The organism is Methylophilus sp. E2MeOHC9 (assembly GCF_058744375.1).
In genome coordinates this window covers 1902029-1916765 of sequence record NZ_CP196024.1, presented here as the reverse complement: position 1 = coordinate 1916765, position 14737 = coordinate 1902029, and the positions used below count along the sequence as shown (strand labels likewise).

The window sequence follows — 14737 nt, the reverse complement described above, 5'->3', positions numbered from 1 at the left end:
ACATGATAAAGAAAAGACTGGTCGCGCTACTCGCTGCCTGTTGTTGCAGCAGCGCAATCGCAGCAGACACCGGTGTGGTATTGAAACCTGACCAACTGCGCGCCGATGCCTTTAGCGACGCTAAAGTCGTCGGCAATGTGAATAAAAATGATGCCGTAGATATCCTGAATAAAAAAGGCGCATGGTTGCAGATCAAATCCGCAGGCAAGAGCGGTTGGGTGCGCTTATTAACGGTGAAACGCAATACCACCAGTGGCAATAATGTGGCCGGTGTCGTCGGCGTTGCTACCGGCCGCAGCGGTACTGGCAAAGTAGTATCGACGACAGGTATCCGCGGACTGAGCGCCGAGGATTTAAAAACCGCACAATTCAATGAAGCAGAAACCAAGAAACTGGAAAGCTACACAGTGAGCGCGGATGAAGCGAAACAATTCGCTGCGAGCGGCGGTTTGAGTAGTCGCCAGTACCCTTATTTTCTGGGAGGTAGCCAGCAATGAAACATAATCCATTGAACAAGGCCCTGTTAAAACAGGCAGTCATGCTGGCATTATGCAGCGGCATGATGGCTGGCAGCGCTGTTGCCCTAGACCTGAAAGGCGTACTGAAGGATGCAGTGAATGAACAGCTGGGTGGCAACAACAAGGCTGAGCAGCCTGCAACAGCCACCGATAACCAGAATGCGTCTGCCCAGGATAAATTAGCCAATATCAACTGGAAAAACCCTAGCCAGGAAGATGAAATCGCCGTTGGCCGCAATGTGACCGGGACTATTCTCGGTGCTGCGCCGCTGGTCAATGATGATAAATTACAAGCATACGTCAATAAAGTCGGGCGCTGGGTCGCCAGCCAATCCGAGCGTACCAGCCTGCCCTGGCACTTTGGTGTCATCGATAGCAGCGCCGTGAATGCGTTTGCTGCGCCAGGGGGTTATGTGCTGATCACCAAGGGCCTGTATCAACGACTGACCAGCGAAGCACAACTGGCCGGGGTGTTAGGGCATGAGATTGCACACATCGTGCAAAGGCATCACCTGAAAGTCATGCAGAAACAGGCACTGATGGATGCTGGTACTTCTTTCCTGAAAGAAAAAATCAGCAAAAATAAACTCACGCAACGGGCCGTGACGACCGGTGCTGAAATCAGCGCCCGTAACCTGGATAAAAGTGCCGAGTATGAAGCCGACAGCATGGGCACGGTATTGGCGGCGCGCGCCGGCTACGAGGCTTATGGGCTGGCAGAAGTGTTGCAGGATATGGAAACCATGAGTAATAACGATGGCAGCGTGGCTTTACTATTCCAGACCCACCCGCACCCGGATGACCGTGTAGCGCAGCTCAGCCTGGTGAGTGGTGACCAGATAGATAAGATCAGTGGCGGTAAAACCCTGGAGAGCCGTTTGTATAAGCTGAAGTAATACTCACTACACTATCAATAAGGCCCGCAATTGCGGGCCTTATTGATGATCAACACTTTATTGCTACACCCAGCCGCGCTCGCGGCACTCACTTTTAATATAGGCGTAATAAATCGGTGCTGCCACTATGCCCGGCAAGCCAAACGTGGCTTCCATCAACAGCATGGCTACCAGCAGTTCCCAGGCATGCGCTCGGATCTGGCTACCCACGATGCGTGCATTTAAAAAGTATTCCAGCTTGTGAATCACGATCAGGAAAAGTAGTGACCCAATCGCTACCAAAAATGAATGACTGATACTCACGATCACGATCACGGTATTAGAAATCAGGTTGCCAACGACTGGCAATAAACCGACCAGGAAGGTGATCACAATCATGGTTTTGGTGAACGGCAGATGTACGCCACACAGTGGCAAGATAATCGCCAGGTACACCGCTGTCAGGCTGGCATTCACGGCCGAAATTTTGATCTGGGCAAAGATGATATTTTTAAACGCCTGCGCAAATAGCGTGATGCGCTGTAACAAGCTCTGTGCGAATGGGCGCTGGTTGGTTTTGGTCTGCACATCATGCAAGGCCACCATGGCGCCAATGACCATGCCGATCAGGATATGCGCCAGATGATGGCCGGCCTCTTTGCCCAGCAGTTGCCAGTCAGCAGAGTGCGCACGCAGCCATTCAATAACGGTATGCTGCAAAGTGATCGCATCATCCGGCAGACGGTCATTGAGCCATACGGGCAATACCTGGCGTGAATCCTCAATGATTCTGGCTAGCTGGTCAAACAACATGGTCAGCCCGCCTGTGTCACTGCGGATCAGGGTAATAATGCTCATGCCGATGGCGACTAGTAAGCCTATCACCAATGTTGCCAACAATACGACCGCCAGCCACTTGGCGTATTTTCCCGGTAAGCGGCGCGCGATCAATGGCGCAATGACATGAATCAGCTCGTATACCAGCAAACCCGCCAGCAACGCTGGCAGCAGTTGTACTTTCAATACCAGCCACATCAAAACAGCCATTAAGACGTAGGTAGCAATATCGAATTTTTGCGATTGGGTCACAACAGACTCCGGGCTTTCATCATAAGTGGCTAATATTTGGACTGTAAATGCTTTGCCGCATCAATGGGTAATTTCAGCAGGAAATGCACGGCTTCATCGAACTGTTTGTCCAGCACCTCACCATGCAATTTCTGCACTTCGCGGGTCAGTTCATCGACACGTTTGTAAGTCGTTGAAATTTTCAGGTGCACCATTTCAACAAAAGGGATGCTGCCTGCCTGCTCCATCGCCAGCTTTGCGGTGCCGCCATAGGCGCGTACCAGGCCGCCAGTGCCGAGATTAATGCCACCATAATAACGTATCACCGCCACACAGCAATTGACATAATTTTGCCCGTCCAGCATTTGCTGTATCGGTTTACCGGCGGTGCCCGCAGGTTCGCCCGCGTCAGAAAAACGTGCCACGATACCTTCAGCCGTTTTCATGCGGAAAGCATAGGCCAAATGGCCTGCACTCTGATGTTCACTGGCAAACTGGCGTAAAAACAATGCGAGTTCACGCTCGTTTTCACAACGGCCAGCACGGGCGATAAAGCGTGATTTATTGATGGTTTGATCGGCCTGGCCGAGTTGACTAAACGTCTGCATGACTAAGATTTCAGGAAAGGCCGCTTATTCTACCACTGGCATCAACGCTGATACGGTGGCTGGCGGGCTGTTTCGGCAAGCCGGGCATGGTCATGATGTCGCCACATACAGCGACAACGAAACCGGCACCACGCGATAATCGCAACTCGCGTACATGCAAGGTATGCCCTTCCGGTACGTTGCGTAACTTGGCATCACAGGATAATGAATATTGTGTTTTGGCTACGCACACCGGCAATCCGCGACTTGCTTCGGCTAAGGCCTCTAACTGTTGTTCTGCCTGCGCGCTGAATGTCACATCCTGAGCACCATACAATGATTGTGCAATGGCTTGCAGCTTAGCAGTCAGTGATAAATCATCCTGATAGAGCAATGTTGGACTGGCTGTTTGTTGCGCCATGTTGGCGACCGCATGTGCCAAGTCAAGCGCACCTTTACCACCTTGTGCCCAATGCCGGCAAACATGCAAGCTGCTTCCCCAGGATTCAACAGAGGACTGTAACAATGCAACTTCAGCCTCGGTATCATGTGTAAAGTGGTTCAGTGCGACCAATACCGGCAAACCAAAATGCTGGCGCATGTTATCTACATGTTTTTTCAGGTTAGCCATACCGACTGAGAGCGCTGGCAAATTTTCATTATTCAGATCAGCCACTTCTACGCCACCATGATATTTCAGTGCCCGCACGGTGGCGACTATCACCGCCATATCCGGCCGCAGGCCAGACTGGCGGCATTTGATATCCATGAATTTTTCAGCGCCAAGGTCGGCGCCAAAACCCGCTTCCGTCACCACATAATCGGCCAGGCGCAACGCCGTCTGTGTGGCGACCAGGCTATTACAGCCATGCGCGATATTGGCAAACGGGCCGCCATGCACCACGGCGGGCGAACCTTCCAGCGTTTGCACCAGATTAGGCTGGAAAGCATCTTTCAGTAAAGCGGTCATCGCGCCTTCGGCCTGTAAATCGCTGGCCAGGATAGGCGCGCCCTGTAGCGAGACACCCACTTGTACACGGCCTAAGCGCCGGGTTAAATCCGCAAGATCAGTCGCCAGGCAAAAAATCGCCATCACCTCACTGGCCACGGTAATATCAAAACCGGTGTCATAAGAAGTTGGCTGATTAATCGTGATTCTGCGTAGCGCTCTGTCGTTCATATCCATACAGCGGCGCCAGCTGACCTGGTCAAACTGCAGCGCATTACCATGGTAAATATGGTTATCTACCAGGGCAGCGAGCAGGTTATTGGCAGCGCTGATGGCGTGGAAATCACCCGTGAAATGCAGGTTGATGTTTTCCATAGGCACTACCTGCGCATAACCACCGCCGGTTGCGCCGCCCTTCATGCCAAACACCGGCCCCAGGGAAGGCTCGCGCAAACAGGCCAGTGCCTTATAGCCCGCCAGGTTCAAGGCATCGGTTAATCCCACCGTGGTGGTGGTTTTGCCTTCGCCTGCGGGGGTAGGATTAATAGCCGTGACCAGGATCAGTTTCGCGCGGGCGGGCCGTGCGTGTAATTGATTCACTGTCGCCTGCGTTAACTTGGCCATATGCTGGCCGTAAAAATGCAAGTCAGCAGGCGCAAGGCCCAATTGCTGCGCGATATCGTGTATGGGCTGCAGTGTCGCTGCTTGTGCTATTTCGATATCGCTTAACATGCGTTTTCCAGTGTCCTGAGATTCAAATGGTGTCTTGATTAGCGTTTAGACTTGCTGCCCCCGAGAATAGACCCCAGCACGCCCCTGATGATGGCTCGCCCCAGCTGTGAGCCAATGGCACGTGCCGCTGATTTCGCGGCCGATTCCAGCACCGAGTCCGAACGACTCGATTTACCACTGAGGATGCCCCCCAAATCGAATCCTGAAGAAGATTCCTGCTCCTGTGTTGCTTTCTCCTGGGTGGCAGTAGCGGCCTGTTCAGCCCGCTGTTTGAGGATCTCATAGGCCGATTCCCTGTCCACCAGTTTGTCATACACACCGGCCACCAGTGATTGCTGCATCGCCTGGTTACGCTCGGCATCGGTAGCCGGGCCAACCCGGCTTTCCGGCGGACAGATAAAGGTACGCTCAACCGGTGTGGGTGCGCCCTTCTCATCCAGAAACGAAACCAGCGCTTCGCCTACCCCTAACTCGGTGATCACGGTCGCTACATTCAATTTGGGGTTCGCCCTGAAAGTTTGCGCCGCGACTTGTACCGCTTTCTGGTCACGTGGCGTAAATGCGCGCAAAGCATGCTGCACGCGGTTGCCCAATTGCCCGAGCACGACATCCGGGATATCCAGCGGGTTTTGCGATACGAAATAGATACCGACACCTTTAGAACGCACCAGGCGCACCACTTGTTCGATCTTTTGCATCAACATGGCAGGCGCATCATTAAATAACAAATGCGCTTCATCAAAGAAAAACACCAGTTTTGGTTTCTCCAGGTCGCCGACTTCCGGTAGTTTTTCAAACAGTTCGGATAATAACCATAGCAATAAAGTGGCATACACGCGTGGTGCATTCAGCAACTTGTCCGCCGCCAGGATATTGATATAACCCAGGCCTTTGGCATCGGTTTGCATCATGTCCTCCAGGTTCAGCGCTGGCTCACCAAATAGCACATCGCCGCCCTCGGTTTCCAGTTGCAGTAATGACCGCTGGATCGCGCCCACGCTGGCGGTTGAAATATTGCCGTATTGCGTCTGGTAGGTCGCTGCATTTTCGGCGCAATGCTGCGCCATGGCGCGTAAATCCTTGAGGTCCAGCAGCAACATGCCATTGTCGTCTGCCACCTTGAAAATGGCATTCAGCACGCCGCTTTGCACCTCATTCAAGTTGAGCATGCGTGAAAGCAGTAACGGCCCCATTTCACTCAGGGTGGTGCGTACCGGATGGCCTTTTTCGCCAAACATATCCCAGAACATGACAGGATAGGCTTTATTAGTGTAGCCAGTGAGTGCCAGTTGTTGCACGCGCGCTTCGACTTTGGCATTGCCGCCACCGACCTGGCTCATGCCGGACAAATCCCCTTTTACGTCCGCCATAAACACCGGCACACCAATACGTGAAAACTGCTCGGCCAGGCTTTGCAAGGTCACGGTTTTACCAGTCCCGGTCGCCCCGGCGATCAGGCCATGGCGGTTAGCCATTCTTGGCAGCATCACGCTGTCGGTTTCGTTATTTTTGGCGATGAGCATGGGTTCTATCATGGCAAGGACTCGGATAAATAATGGGTTGGTTTGAGTATAGGTGAAGGGCTGGAAAAGGGGAAGGCAGTCAGCCAAAAAGCATGTGCTTTAAAAGCGCTTAGGCACTTAAAAGTCGCCGCGTCGTGCTTTTTCCATCAGGCTGATGAGCGCATCTTCCAGTTGCTGGGCAGAGGCCTGCGCCCTGGCCGTGGGATGCTTGATATTCTTTAAATCATGCGTCGGCCTGTCCAGTCCTAAATATAGGCGCCGTTTGCCTTGTGCATCCGGTTTTTCATAAATGGCCACTCGGCAAGGCGCAAACACCAGAAACTCGGGATGATCCAGGATAATTTCGGTGCCCATACTCAGATTACAGAATGTACGTACTTCCTTGATGCCTTGTGGATCCTGCCCGCGCAGTTTCATATGTTCGCCGATCGGGAAATTGGCCGGGCTGACAAAATTCATGCCTTCGGAAAGGGATTTCAAGCTATCCACCAGATCCTGGTAGCTGACATTGGCTGCAACCGGCACTTCGTAAATCGCGTTATCCAGGTCAACATCCGGCATGCCATGGCCGATCACACGCACATGGGCCTGATCATTCAGGGGGGCTGCGTTCAAGCACATCGGTAACATCAACCACAGCAAATAACACACGCAAGCAAGCCAGTGACGCATAAGAATCCCTTATTCTGAATATCCAGCCTATGACAGCATAAAGCCGGATGCTGATTGGTGACTATAGTTACAAATGAATCACCGCTTTCAATTAAAGGTCCTGGTGAAACGCCCGCTGCACGGTGCGTTTGTCATATTGCGGCGACAGCATGGTAATAAAATTCAGCATATAGTCACGCAAAAACGCGTCGCGCCTGACGCCCAAAAACGTCGTACTGTTGGGGAACAGGTGACTGCAATCCAGGCTTTTGAGCGGCGCGTCGCGCGTTTCGTCATAGGCCATATTGGCGATCAAGCCTATCCCCAGGCCGAGGTTGACATAGGTTTTAATCACGTCGGCATCGATCGCGGTAAACACCACATTCGGTTGCAAGCCTGCGTCGTGGAACACTTTCGAGACCAGTGTACCGCCGGTAAATGCAAAGTCATAAGTAATGAGCGGGTAATCAGCCAGGTCTTTGAGCGTAAGCCTGCTTTTTTCCAGCAAAGGATGTTGCGGCGGGACGACCAGGCAACGGTTCCACTCATAGCAGGACAGGCAGGACAAACGTTCATCGTCACTGATGTTTTCAGTGGCAATGCCAATATCCGCTTCACCTGAAGCCACATGCTCGGTGACTTGCGCCGGGTTGCCCTGATGGATCGCCAGTTTGACATTGGGGTATTGCGCCATGAATTGTTTGACCGCAGAGGGCAAGCGGTAGCGCGCCTGCGTGTGCGTGGTGGCAATGGTCAGTTCGCCGCTGTCTTCCTGGCTATATTCATCGCCAACACGTTTGATATTCTGCATATCCAGGATCACGCGCGCCGCCAGGTCAACGATTTTCCGACCAGGCTCAGTCACGCCTATCAGGCGTTTGCCATTACGCTGGAATATCTGCAGGCCGAGTTCTTCTTCCAGCAACTGGATCTGTTTGCTGACGCCGGGCTGGGAAGTATGCAGGACTTCTGACGCGGAAGAGATGTTCAGTTGCTGCCGGACAACCTCGTGTACATAGCGTAATTGATGGAATTTCATTACCAGCTCAATATAACCAAAAGCTATATCATAGAACAACTGGTTATTAAATCAATAATTAAAAATCTGGTACATTTCGCGCACTAAAGTTTAGAAGATACTCCTCATGGAATTCGGATACATACTGGCAGGGTTTATTGTCGGCTTTTTGGTGGGCCTTACCGGCGTTGGTGGCGGCTCATTAATGACCCCTATCCTGCTGCTGGTTTATAACATCAAACCCGCAGTCGCTGTTGGCACAGACCTGTTGTATGCATCCATCACCAAATCCGTCGGTATTTTTGCACATGGCAAACTGGGGAACATTGACTGGCGTATCGTCAAACGCCTGGCACTAGGCAGCGTACCTGCTTCCATGGTCACGTTATGGGCGTTGCAGAATATGGACTTGCAATCTGGTAATGCTGTCTCCACCATTAAGTTCTGGCTGGGCATTGCGCTGATTATCACTTCTGTAGCCGTATTGCTGCGCAACAAGCTGCATTCTTTAGTTTCAAATGGAGAGTGGGTGCCTGAGCGCTATGTTCCCATGGCAACTGTCATGCTCGGCATCATACTGGGGGGATTGGTGACACTCACTTCAGTAGGTGCCGGCGCATTGGGCGTAACCGCGCTCATCATGCTCTACCCTAAAGAAAAGATCACCACTATTGTCGGCAGTGATATCGCGCATGCGGTGCCATTGACGCTAGTGGCAGGTGCAGGACATGCCACTCTGGGCACGATAGACTACACCTTGCTGGGTACATTATTGATAGGTTCTATCCCCGGCATCTACCTTGGCAGCCACATGAGTTCTAGGGTTGCCGAGCACTGGGTGCGTATTGTACTGGCTATGATATTGATTTATGTAGGCTTTAAGCTGGTTTTCCATTAAAATACTGCCTCTTCGCATATGGCGAAAAAGTGATTCAAGCATGTACAAATACGACCCTATAGACCAACAAATTGTTAATGAACGTGTCGCGCAATACCGCGACCAGACCCGCCGCTACATCGCTGGCGAGCTGTCTGATGAAGAATACCGCCCGCTACGTTTGCAGAATGGCCTGTATATACAGCGCCATGCGCCTATGTTGCGTATCGCGATTCCCTATGGCCTGCTTTCCAGCAAACAGCTGCGCAAACTGGCAGATATCACGAAAAAGTATGACCGTGGTTACGGCCATTTCAGCACCCGCCAGAACTTGCAACTGAACTGGCCTAAACTGGAAGATACGCCGGATATCCTGGCTGATCTTGCCACGGTTGAGATGCACGCCATCCAGACTTCAGGTAATTGCATCCGCAATATCACTACCGACCAGTTTGCAGGGATTGCGCCGGACGAGATCATTGATCCGCGCGCAATCGCCGAAATCATGCGCCAATGGAGCACATTCCACCCGGAATTCGCCCTGTTACCTCGTAAATTCAAGATCGCAGTGTCTGGTACAACGCAAGACCGCGCCATCGTGCAAGCGCACGATATCGGCCTGGAGTTTTATAAAGATAGCAACGACGAGATGGCGATCAAAGTCTGGGTCGGCGGTGGCCTTGGCCGTACGCCAATACTGGGCATGGTGATCCGCGAGCACCTGGAATGGCGTCATATCCTTTCTTACTGCGAAGCCGTCATCCGCGTTTATAACGTGCATGGCCGCCGTGATAACGCCTATAAAGCGCGTATCAAGATTCTGGCCAAGGCACTTGGCATTGAAGAATTCAAACGCCAGGTGGAAGAAGAATGGGCGCATTTAAAAGATGGCCCACTCACCATCACCCAATCAGAGCTTGATCGTGTGGCTAAGCATTTTGAGCCTATGCCCTATGAAACATTGCCTGCACATGATGCTTCATTTGATGCGGCTGTTGCTTGCAACCTGTCATTCGCTGCCTGGGTAAAACGCAATATTCAACCACACCGTGTGCCTGGCTACCGTGCAGTGACTTTGTCACTCAAACCGCACGGCAAAGCGCCAGGCGATATCACCAGTGAACAAATGCATGTAGTGGCGGATTTAGCTGACGCTTACAGTTTTGGCGAACTGCGTTCTTCTCATGAGCAAAACCTGATTCTGGCGGATGTGAAATTGTCAGACTTGTTTGCAGTGTGGGAAAAAGCACGTGCAGCGGGCCTGGCAACACCGAATATTGGTTTGCTGACCGATATCATCTGCTGCCCTGGCGGTGATTTCTGCAGCCTGGCCAATGCCAAATCCATCCCGATTGCAGAAGCGATTCAACTGCAATTCGATGATCTGGATTACCTGTATGAAATCGGTGATATCGAACTGAACATTTCAGGTTGCATGAACGCCTGCGGCCATCACCATGTAGGCCATATTGGCGTGCTGGGTGTGGATAAAGACGGTTCCGAATGGTACCAGGTCACCATTGGTGGCAAACAAGGTAACGATGCCAGCATAGGTAGCGTGATCGGACCCTCTTTCTCTGCCGAAGAAATGCCTGGCGTAGTGCAGAAACTGATAGAAGTGTATATCCGTGAACGTCATGAAGATGAACGTTTTATCGATACTGCCCGCCGCTTAGGCATCGCGCCGTTCAAAGCGCATGTGTATGCAGACCAGAAAAAAGGAGCCACGGCATGAGCAACCTGATCCGCTTGAATGCCGATGGCGTTGCCGAAATCGTGCAGGACGAATGGACACGCGTGATACCGCCTGCCCCGGGTGAAGAATCTGTGCGTAAACAGGCGGGTAAGGTCGTCCTGTTTAAACTGACAGGCGAAGCCACCTTCACACCTGAGCAGATTGCTGACACGCAAATCCCGGCCACCGGCAAAATACTGCTACCGCTGACCATCTGGCAGGCGCGCAAAGCTGAATTGCAAGCGCGTTTTGACGCTGGTGACGTTGGCATTGTGCTGGCAACCCATGAGACCGCCGAAGCCTTGCAGGCAGAGTTTTCTGACATCAACACCCTGCCATTGATCGCCGTGTTTGTTGAGCGCTTTGCTGATGGCCGTATTTTCACCCTGGGCAACTGGCTGCGCACCCGTTTTGGTTACAAAAACGAGTTACGTGCGATTGGTGATGTCTTGCGTGACCAACTGTTCTTCCATAAACGTTCAGGCTTTAACAGCTTCCTGGTCCGTGCAGATCGTTCGGCACAAGAAGCGGTTGCCAGCCTCAATGACTTCAGCCAGCCTTATCAGGGGGCAGTCGATGATGTGCCGGTGTGGCGGAGAGTAAACCGTACATGAGTGCTGCTGTCAGCATGCTCAAGCCGGCAGCCAAAAACCCGGCCACCAGCCCTGAACTTACTGATGCACTGGTTGCCAGTGTGCAAGCCAAGCGTGCGCAAGCGCTTGCATTACTGCAAGCGGCTGCCGCCGAATTTCCAGCGATCACCTTTGCCAACAGCTATGGTGCTGAAGATATGGTGCTCACCGACCTGATCGCGAAAGAAAACCTGGCGATCGAGATTTTTTCGCTGGATACCGGCCGCCTGCCTGCCGAAACTTACACCTTGATGGGTGATGTAGAAAATACTTATGCCATCAAACCAATGGTGTTTTTCCCCAAGCATGAAGCGGTTGAGAGCTATGTGCGCGGCAAAGGCATCAATGCCTTTTATGAAAGCATTGATCTGCGCAAAGCCTGCTGCGGCATGCGTAAAGTAGAACCGTTGCAGCGTGCACTGGCTGGCAAGCAGGCCTGGGTGACCGGCATGCGTGCCGAACAGGCCACCACACGCAGCAACCTGCCTACACGTGAATACGACGCAGGCAATAAACTGGAAAAATTCAATCCTCTCAGTGATTGGACAGAGAAAGAAATCTGGGCGTATATCCGTTTGCACAACGTGCCGTACAACGCCCTGCACGACCAGTTTTACCCCAGCATAGGCTGCGCCCCCTGCACGCGGGCAGTGGCCATGGGTGAAGATATCCGTGCCGGCCGCTGGTGGTGGGAAGACCCGACCAACAAAGAATGCGGACTGCATGTTAAAAAGTAACGACAGATGCATACTTACCAAGCATCTGTAGCTGATTGATAGAAGATTGAAATGACTACAAAACAACCTTTGTCTCACCTCGACTGGCTGGAAGCTGAAGCCATTCATATTTTGCGCGAAGTCGCTGGCCAATGCGCCAACCCGGTATTGCTGTTTTCGGGTGGTAAAGACTCATTATGCATTTTACGCCTGGCTGAAAAAGCGTTCCGCCCTGGCCGCTTCCCTTTTCCGCTATTGCATATCGATACCGGCCACAACTATTTAGAAGTAGTGAACTTCCGTGACCAGCGTGCAGCTGAGCTGGGTGAGCGACTGATCGTGCGTTCGGTAGAAGATTCCATGAAACGTGGCACTGTGGTATTGAAATCAGAAGACGAACCGCGTAATAAACACCAGTCAGTGACCTTGCTCGAAGCCATTGAAGAGTTCGGCTTTGATTGCTGCATCGGCGGTGCCCGTAGAGACGAAGAAAAAGCGCGCGCCAAAGAACGTATCATGAGCTTCCGTGACGAATTCGGCCAATGGGACCCAAAAAACCAGCGCCCTGAACTATGGAACCTGTACAACGCCCGTGTGCACAAGGGTGAAAACATACGCGCGTTCCCGATTTCCAACTGGACTGAAATGGATGTCTGGCAATATATCGAGCGCGAAAAACTGGAGTTGCCAAGCATCTACTTCGCACATCAACGCGATATCGTTATGCGCCACGGCTCGATTTTCCCGGTCAATGTACCGCTGTCGAATGGCGGCCTGATCAATCAGCCTAAAGCCAGCGAAGAAGTGATCAATATGCAAGTGCGCTTCCGCACTGTGGGTGATATCACTTGTACAGCACCGGTGATTTCTGATGCGGGTGATGTCAGCAAAATCGTACTCGAAACTGCGACGACTACCATTACTGAGCGCGGCGCGACCCGTCTGGATGATCAGACTTCCGAGGCTTCGATGGAGCAGCGTAAAAAAGAAGGCTATTTCTAAAAAATGCAGATAAATCCATGGGTAACATCCATAGCGGCGTTGCGTGGTGCTCAAAATCCTCATGTACTTGATTTACATACCGGTTTTTGCGCGCAAGGCGCCTTGCTCTGAACGTTCCCCAAGAATTTCTCAAGCATTTTAATTGAGCGAAAATTATGACAACACAACACAATGATTCTTTGCTGCGCTTTATGACTTGCGGCAGCGTGGATGATGGCAAAAGCACTTTAATCGGTCGTTTGCTATACGACACAAAAACCATTCTGGCCGATACGCTGAGCAATATTGAGCGCACCTCCAGCAAACGCGGTATGGAAGCCGTTGATTTGTCATTGCTGACTGATGGCCTGCAGGCTGAGCGCGAGCAAGGCATCACCATTGATGTCGCTTACCGTTATTTCAGCACCGGCACGCGTAAATACATCATTGCCGATGCGCCTGGTCACGAACAATATACCCGCAACATGGTGACTGCCGCTTCAACGGCCAACCTGGCGATTATCCTGATTGATGCGCGCAGAGGCGTGTTGACGCAGACACGCCGTCATAGTTATCTGGCGCACCTGGTTGGTATTCCGCACATTGTGGTCGCTGTAAACAAGATGGATCTGGTGAATTATGACCAAGCCATTTATGAAAAGATCAAAGCAGATTACATTGCTTTCGCCAGCGAGATCGGCCTGGCGCAGGCACGCGACATCAAGTTTCTTCCCATGTCTGCCTTGAATGGCGATATGCTGGTAGACCGCCTGGAGAATATGAACTGGTATCAGGGCGAGACGTTGCTGGAGACTTTAGAAGCCGTGCCCGCTGCGCATAGCGAAAAGGCTGAAGCTTTCCGTTTCCCGGTGCAATTTGTGTGCCGCCCGCATGATTCAGCCAATCCTGAACTGCATGACTTCAGGGGCTTTATGGGTCGCGTAGAATCTGGTGATATCGCAGTAGGTGATGCAGTGACTGTATTGCCGAATGGCTACCAGTCTAAAGTCAAAGCCATCCAACTGGGCAATGTGCAATTGCAAAGCGCGCAAACCGAACAAAGTGTCACCCTGCTGCTTGAAGACGAAATCGATACCTCACGTGGCGATATGATCGTGAAAACGGCTGAAGCGATAGAACCTGTGAAACAGATAGAAGCACACGTTTGCTGGCTGTCAGAAACACCACTCTCTACCGCGCGCACTTACATCGTACGCCATACCAGCCGCGAATCGAAAGCCAAGATAGGCAGCATTCAATACAAGGTAGATGTGAATACCCTGGAGCAACAGACTACTGCTGATCTGAAAATGAATGATATCGCGCGTGTCAGCTTTAAACTGGCACAGCCGTTAATGGTGGATAGCTACGATAAGAATCGTGCGACCGGCGCCTTCATCGTCATCGACGAAAGCAGTAACAATACCGTTGGCGCTGGCATGATTGTTTGATTAAACACACGCCGCATCGTCAATTAGATTAATTTGCAATAAAATATCGTTCTGGCTGTAACCAAGCCGCAAAGGATTTGAAAATATGACATATGTAGTAACCGAAAATTGTATTCAGTGCAAATATACCGACTGCGTAGATGTCTGCCCGGTCGACTGCTTTGTTGAGGGTCCAAACTTCCTCGCCATCAACCCGGATGAGTGCATTGATTGCACGCTGTGCGTGGCAGAATGCCCGGCTGAAGCCATTTTCTCAGAAGATGATGTCCCGGCTGACCAGCAGCACTTTATCGAGCTGAATGCGCGCCTGTCGCAAGTATGGCCTGCCATCACCGCCAGAAAAGACCCATTACCTGACGCTGAGGATATGAATGGTAAACCAGGCAAAACAGAACTATTGATTGAATAACCTTACAGGTGACTT

General features: G+C 51.8%; 15 protein-coding genes. 9 read left to right on the top strand and 6 right to left on the bottom strand.

The genetic code is table 11. The annotated features are described in order from the left end of the window. Positions 1-2 precede the first annotated feature (2 nt). Both ACSSVF_RS09315 and ACSSVF_RS09310 read left to right on the top strand, forming a co-directional pair. Positions 3-497 carry an SH3 domain-containing protein gene (locus tag ACSSVF_RS09315; RefSeq protein ID WP_492403054.1) on the top strand — a complete coding sequence of 165 codons (495 nt, stop codon included), beginning with the start codon at positions 3-5 and terminating at the stop codon, positions 495-497. Then, on the top strand, positions 494-1414 hold the full coding sequence (locus tag ACSSVF_RS09310; RefSeq protein ID WP_492403053.1) for a M48 family metalloprotease: 921 nt from the start codon (positions 494-496) through the stop codon (positions 1412-1414). Before ACSSVF_RS09315 ends, ACSSVF_RS09310 begins: the two co-directional genes overlap by 4 nt. Before the next feature lie 63 nt (positions 1415-1477). On the opposite strand, the gene ACSSVF_RS09305 is transcribed toward ACSSVF_RS09310, so the two are convergent. The 6 genes from ACSSVF_RS09305 to ACSSVF_RS09280 all read right to left on the bottom strand — a co-directional run bounded on the left by ACSSVF_RS09305 (position 1478) and on the right by ACSSVF_RS09280 (position 7942). Next, on the bottom strand, positions 1478-2482 hold the full coding sequence (locus tag ACSSVF_RS09305; protein ID WP_492403052.1) for an AI-2E family transporter: 1005 nt from the start codon (positions 2480-2482) through the stop codon (positions 1478-1480). Between the two features lie 29 nt (positions 2483-2511). Continuing rightward, positions 2512-3069, bottom strand: a complete 558-nt coding sequence (locus ACSSVF_RS09300) for an IMPACT family protein (protein ID WP_492403051.1) — start codon at positions 3067-3069, stop codon at positions 2512-2514. A gap of 10 nt (positions 3070-3079) precedes the next feature. Next, a complete protein-coding gene (locus ACSSVF_RS09295) occupies positions 3080-4729 on the bottom strand; it encodes a formate--tetrahydrofolate ligase (RefSeq protein WP_492403049.1) in 1650 nt (549 codons plus the stop codon). A gap of 38 nt (positions 4730-4767) precedes the next feature. Continuing rightward, positions 4768-6264, bottom strand: a complete 1497-nt coding sequence (locus ACSSVF_RS09290; RefSeq protein WP_492403048.1) for a helicase HerA-like domain-containing protein — start codon at positions 6262-6264, stop codon at positions 4768-4770. 105 nt (positions 6265-6369) lie between these two features. Continuing rightward, positions 6370-6873 carry a DUF302 domain-containing protein gene (locus ACSSVF_RS09285; RefSeq protein WP_492406336.1) on the bottom strand — a complete coding sequence of 168 codons (504 nt, stop codon included), beginning with the start codon at positions 6871-6873 and terminating at the stop codon, positions 6370-6372. A 142-nt stretch (positions 6874-7015) separates the two neighbouring features. Continuing rightward, a complete protein-coding gene (locus ACSSVF_RS09280) occupies positions 7016-7942 on the bottom strand; it encodes a CysB family HTH-type transcriptional regulator (protein ID WP_442586784.1) in 927 nt (308 codons plus the stop codon). A 106-nt stretch (positions 7943-8048) separates the two neighbouring features. Here ACSSVF_RS09280 and ACSSVF_RS09275 point away from each other — a divergent pair, with 106 nt between their 5' ends. The 7 genes from ACSSVF_RS09275 to fdxA all read left to right on the top strand — a co-directional run bounded on the left by ACSSVF_RS09275 (position 8049) and on the right by fdxA (position 14722). Then, positions 8049-8819: a sulfite exporter TauE/SafE family protein gene (locus tag ACSSVF_RS09275; protein ID WP_492403046.1), complete on the top strand. Its 771-nt coding sequence runs from the start codon at positions 8049-8051 to the stop codon at positions 8817-8819. 40 nt (positions 8820-8859) lie between these two features. Continuing rightward, the gene (locus tag ACSSVF_RS09270) at positions 8860-10533 is read left to right on the top strand and encodes a nitrite/sulfite reductase (protein WP_492403044.1); all 1674 of its coding nucleotides are present in this window, start codon (positions 8860-8862) and stop codon (positions 10531-10533) included. Further along, positions 10530-11147 carry a DUF934 domain-containing protein gene (locus ACSSVF_RS09265; RefSeq protein ID WP_492403043.1) on the top strand — a complete coding sequence of 206 codons (618 nt, stop codon included), beginning with the start codon at positions 10530-10532 and terminating at the stop codon, positions 11145-11147. The genes ACSSVF_RS09270 and ACSSVF_RS09265 overlap by 4 nt, the downstream gene beginning before the upstream one ends. Continuing rightward, positions 11144-11902, top strand: a complete 759-nt coding sequence (locus tag ACSSVF_RS09260; protein WP_492403041.1) for a phosphoadenylyl-sulfate reductase — start codon at positions 11144-11146, stop codon at positions 11900-11902. Before ACSSVF_RS09265 ends, ACSSVF_RS09260 begins: the two co-directional genes overlap by 4 nt. A gap of 51 nt (positions 11903-11953) precedes the next feature. Next, positions 11954-12883: a sulfate adenylyltransferase subunit CysD gene (cysD, locus tag ACSSVF_RS09255; RefSeq protein WP_492403039.1), complete on the top strand. Its 930-nt coding sequence runs from the start codon at positions 11954-11956 to the stop codon at positions 12881-12883. A 155-nt stretch (positions 12884-13038) separates the two neighbouring features. Continuing rightward, positions 13039-14313: a sulfate adenylyltransferase subunit CysN gene (cysN, locus tag ACSSVF_RS09250; protein WP_492403038.1), complete on the top strand. Its 1275-nt coding sequence runs from the start codon at positions 13039-13041 to the stop codon at positions 14311-14313. A gap of 85 nt (positions 14314-14398) precedes the next feature. Beyond that, the gene (gene fdxA, locus ACSSVF_RS09245; protein ID WP_492403037.1) at positions 14399-14722 is read left to right on the top strand and encodes a ferredoxin FdxA; all 324 of its coding nucleotides are present in this window, start codon (positions 14399-14401) and stop codon (positions 14720-14722) included. The last annotated feature ends 15 nt before the right edge of the window (positions 14723-14737 follow it).

What these genes read in the sequence shown, in the direction of transcription:
- ACSSVF_RS09295 (WP_492403049.1), bottom strand. Translation starts at nt 4,729, where the DNA reads ATGTTAAGCGATATCGAAATAGCACAAGCAGCGACACTGCAGCCCATA.
- ACSSVF_RS09270 (WP_492403044.1), top strand. Translation starts at nt 8,860, where the DNA reads ATGTACAAATACGACCCTATAGACCAACAAATTGTTAATGAACGTGTC.
- ACSSVF_RS09260 (WP_492403041.1), top strand. Translation starts at nt 11,144, where the DNA reads ATGAGTGCTGCTGTCAGCATGCTCAAGCCGGCAGCCAAAAACCCGGCC.
- ACSSVF_RS09315 (WP_492403054.1), top strand. Translation starts at nt 3, where the DNA reads ATGATAAAGAAAAGACTGGTCGCGCTACTCGCTGCCTGTTGTTGCAGC.
- ACSSVF_RS09300 (WP_492403051.1), bottom strand. Translation starts at nt 3,069, where the DNA reads ATGCAGACGTTTAGTCAACTCGGCCAGGCCGATCAAACCATCAATAAA.
- ACSSVF_RS09265 (WP_492403043.1), top strand. Translation starts at nt 10,530, where the DNA reads ATGAGCAACCTGATCCGCTTGAATGCCGATGGCGTTGCCGAAATCGTG.
- cysD (WP_492403039.1), top strand. Translation starts at nt 11,954, where the DNA reads ATGACTACAAAACAACCTTTGTCTCACCTCGACTGGCTGGAAGCTGAA.
- ACSSVF_RS09290 (WP_492403048.1), bottom strand. Translation starts at nt 6,264, where the DNA reads ATGATAGAACCCATGCTCATCGCCAAAAATAACGAAACCGACAGCGTG.
- ACSSVF_RS09280 (WP_442586784.1), bottom strand. Translation starts at nt 7,942, where the DNA reads ATGAAATTCCATCAATTACGCTATGTACACGAGGTTGTCCGGCAGCAA.
- ACSSVF_RS09310 (WP_492403053.1), top strand. Translation starts at nt 494, where the DNA reads ATGAAACATAATCCATTGAACAAGGCCCTGTTAAAACAGGCAGTCATG.
- ACSSVF_RS09285 (WP_492406336.1), bottom strand. Translation starts at nt 6,873, where the DNA reads ATGTGCTTGAACGCAGCCCCCCTGAATGATCAGGCCCATGTGCGTGTG.
- ACSSVF_RS09275 (WP_492403046.1), top strand. Translation starts at nt 8,049, where the DNA reads ATGGAATTCGGATACATACTGGCAGGGTTTATTGTCGGCTTTTTGGTG.
- cysN (WP_492403038.1), top strand. Translation starts at nt 13,039, where the DNA reads ATGACAACACAACACAATGATTCTTTGCTGCGCTTTATGACTTGCGGC.
- fdxA (WP_492403037.1), top strand. Translation starts at nt 14,399, where the DNA reads ATGACATATGTAGTAACCGAAAATTGTATTCAGTGCAAATATACCGAC.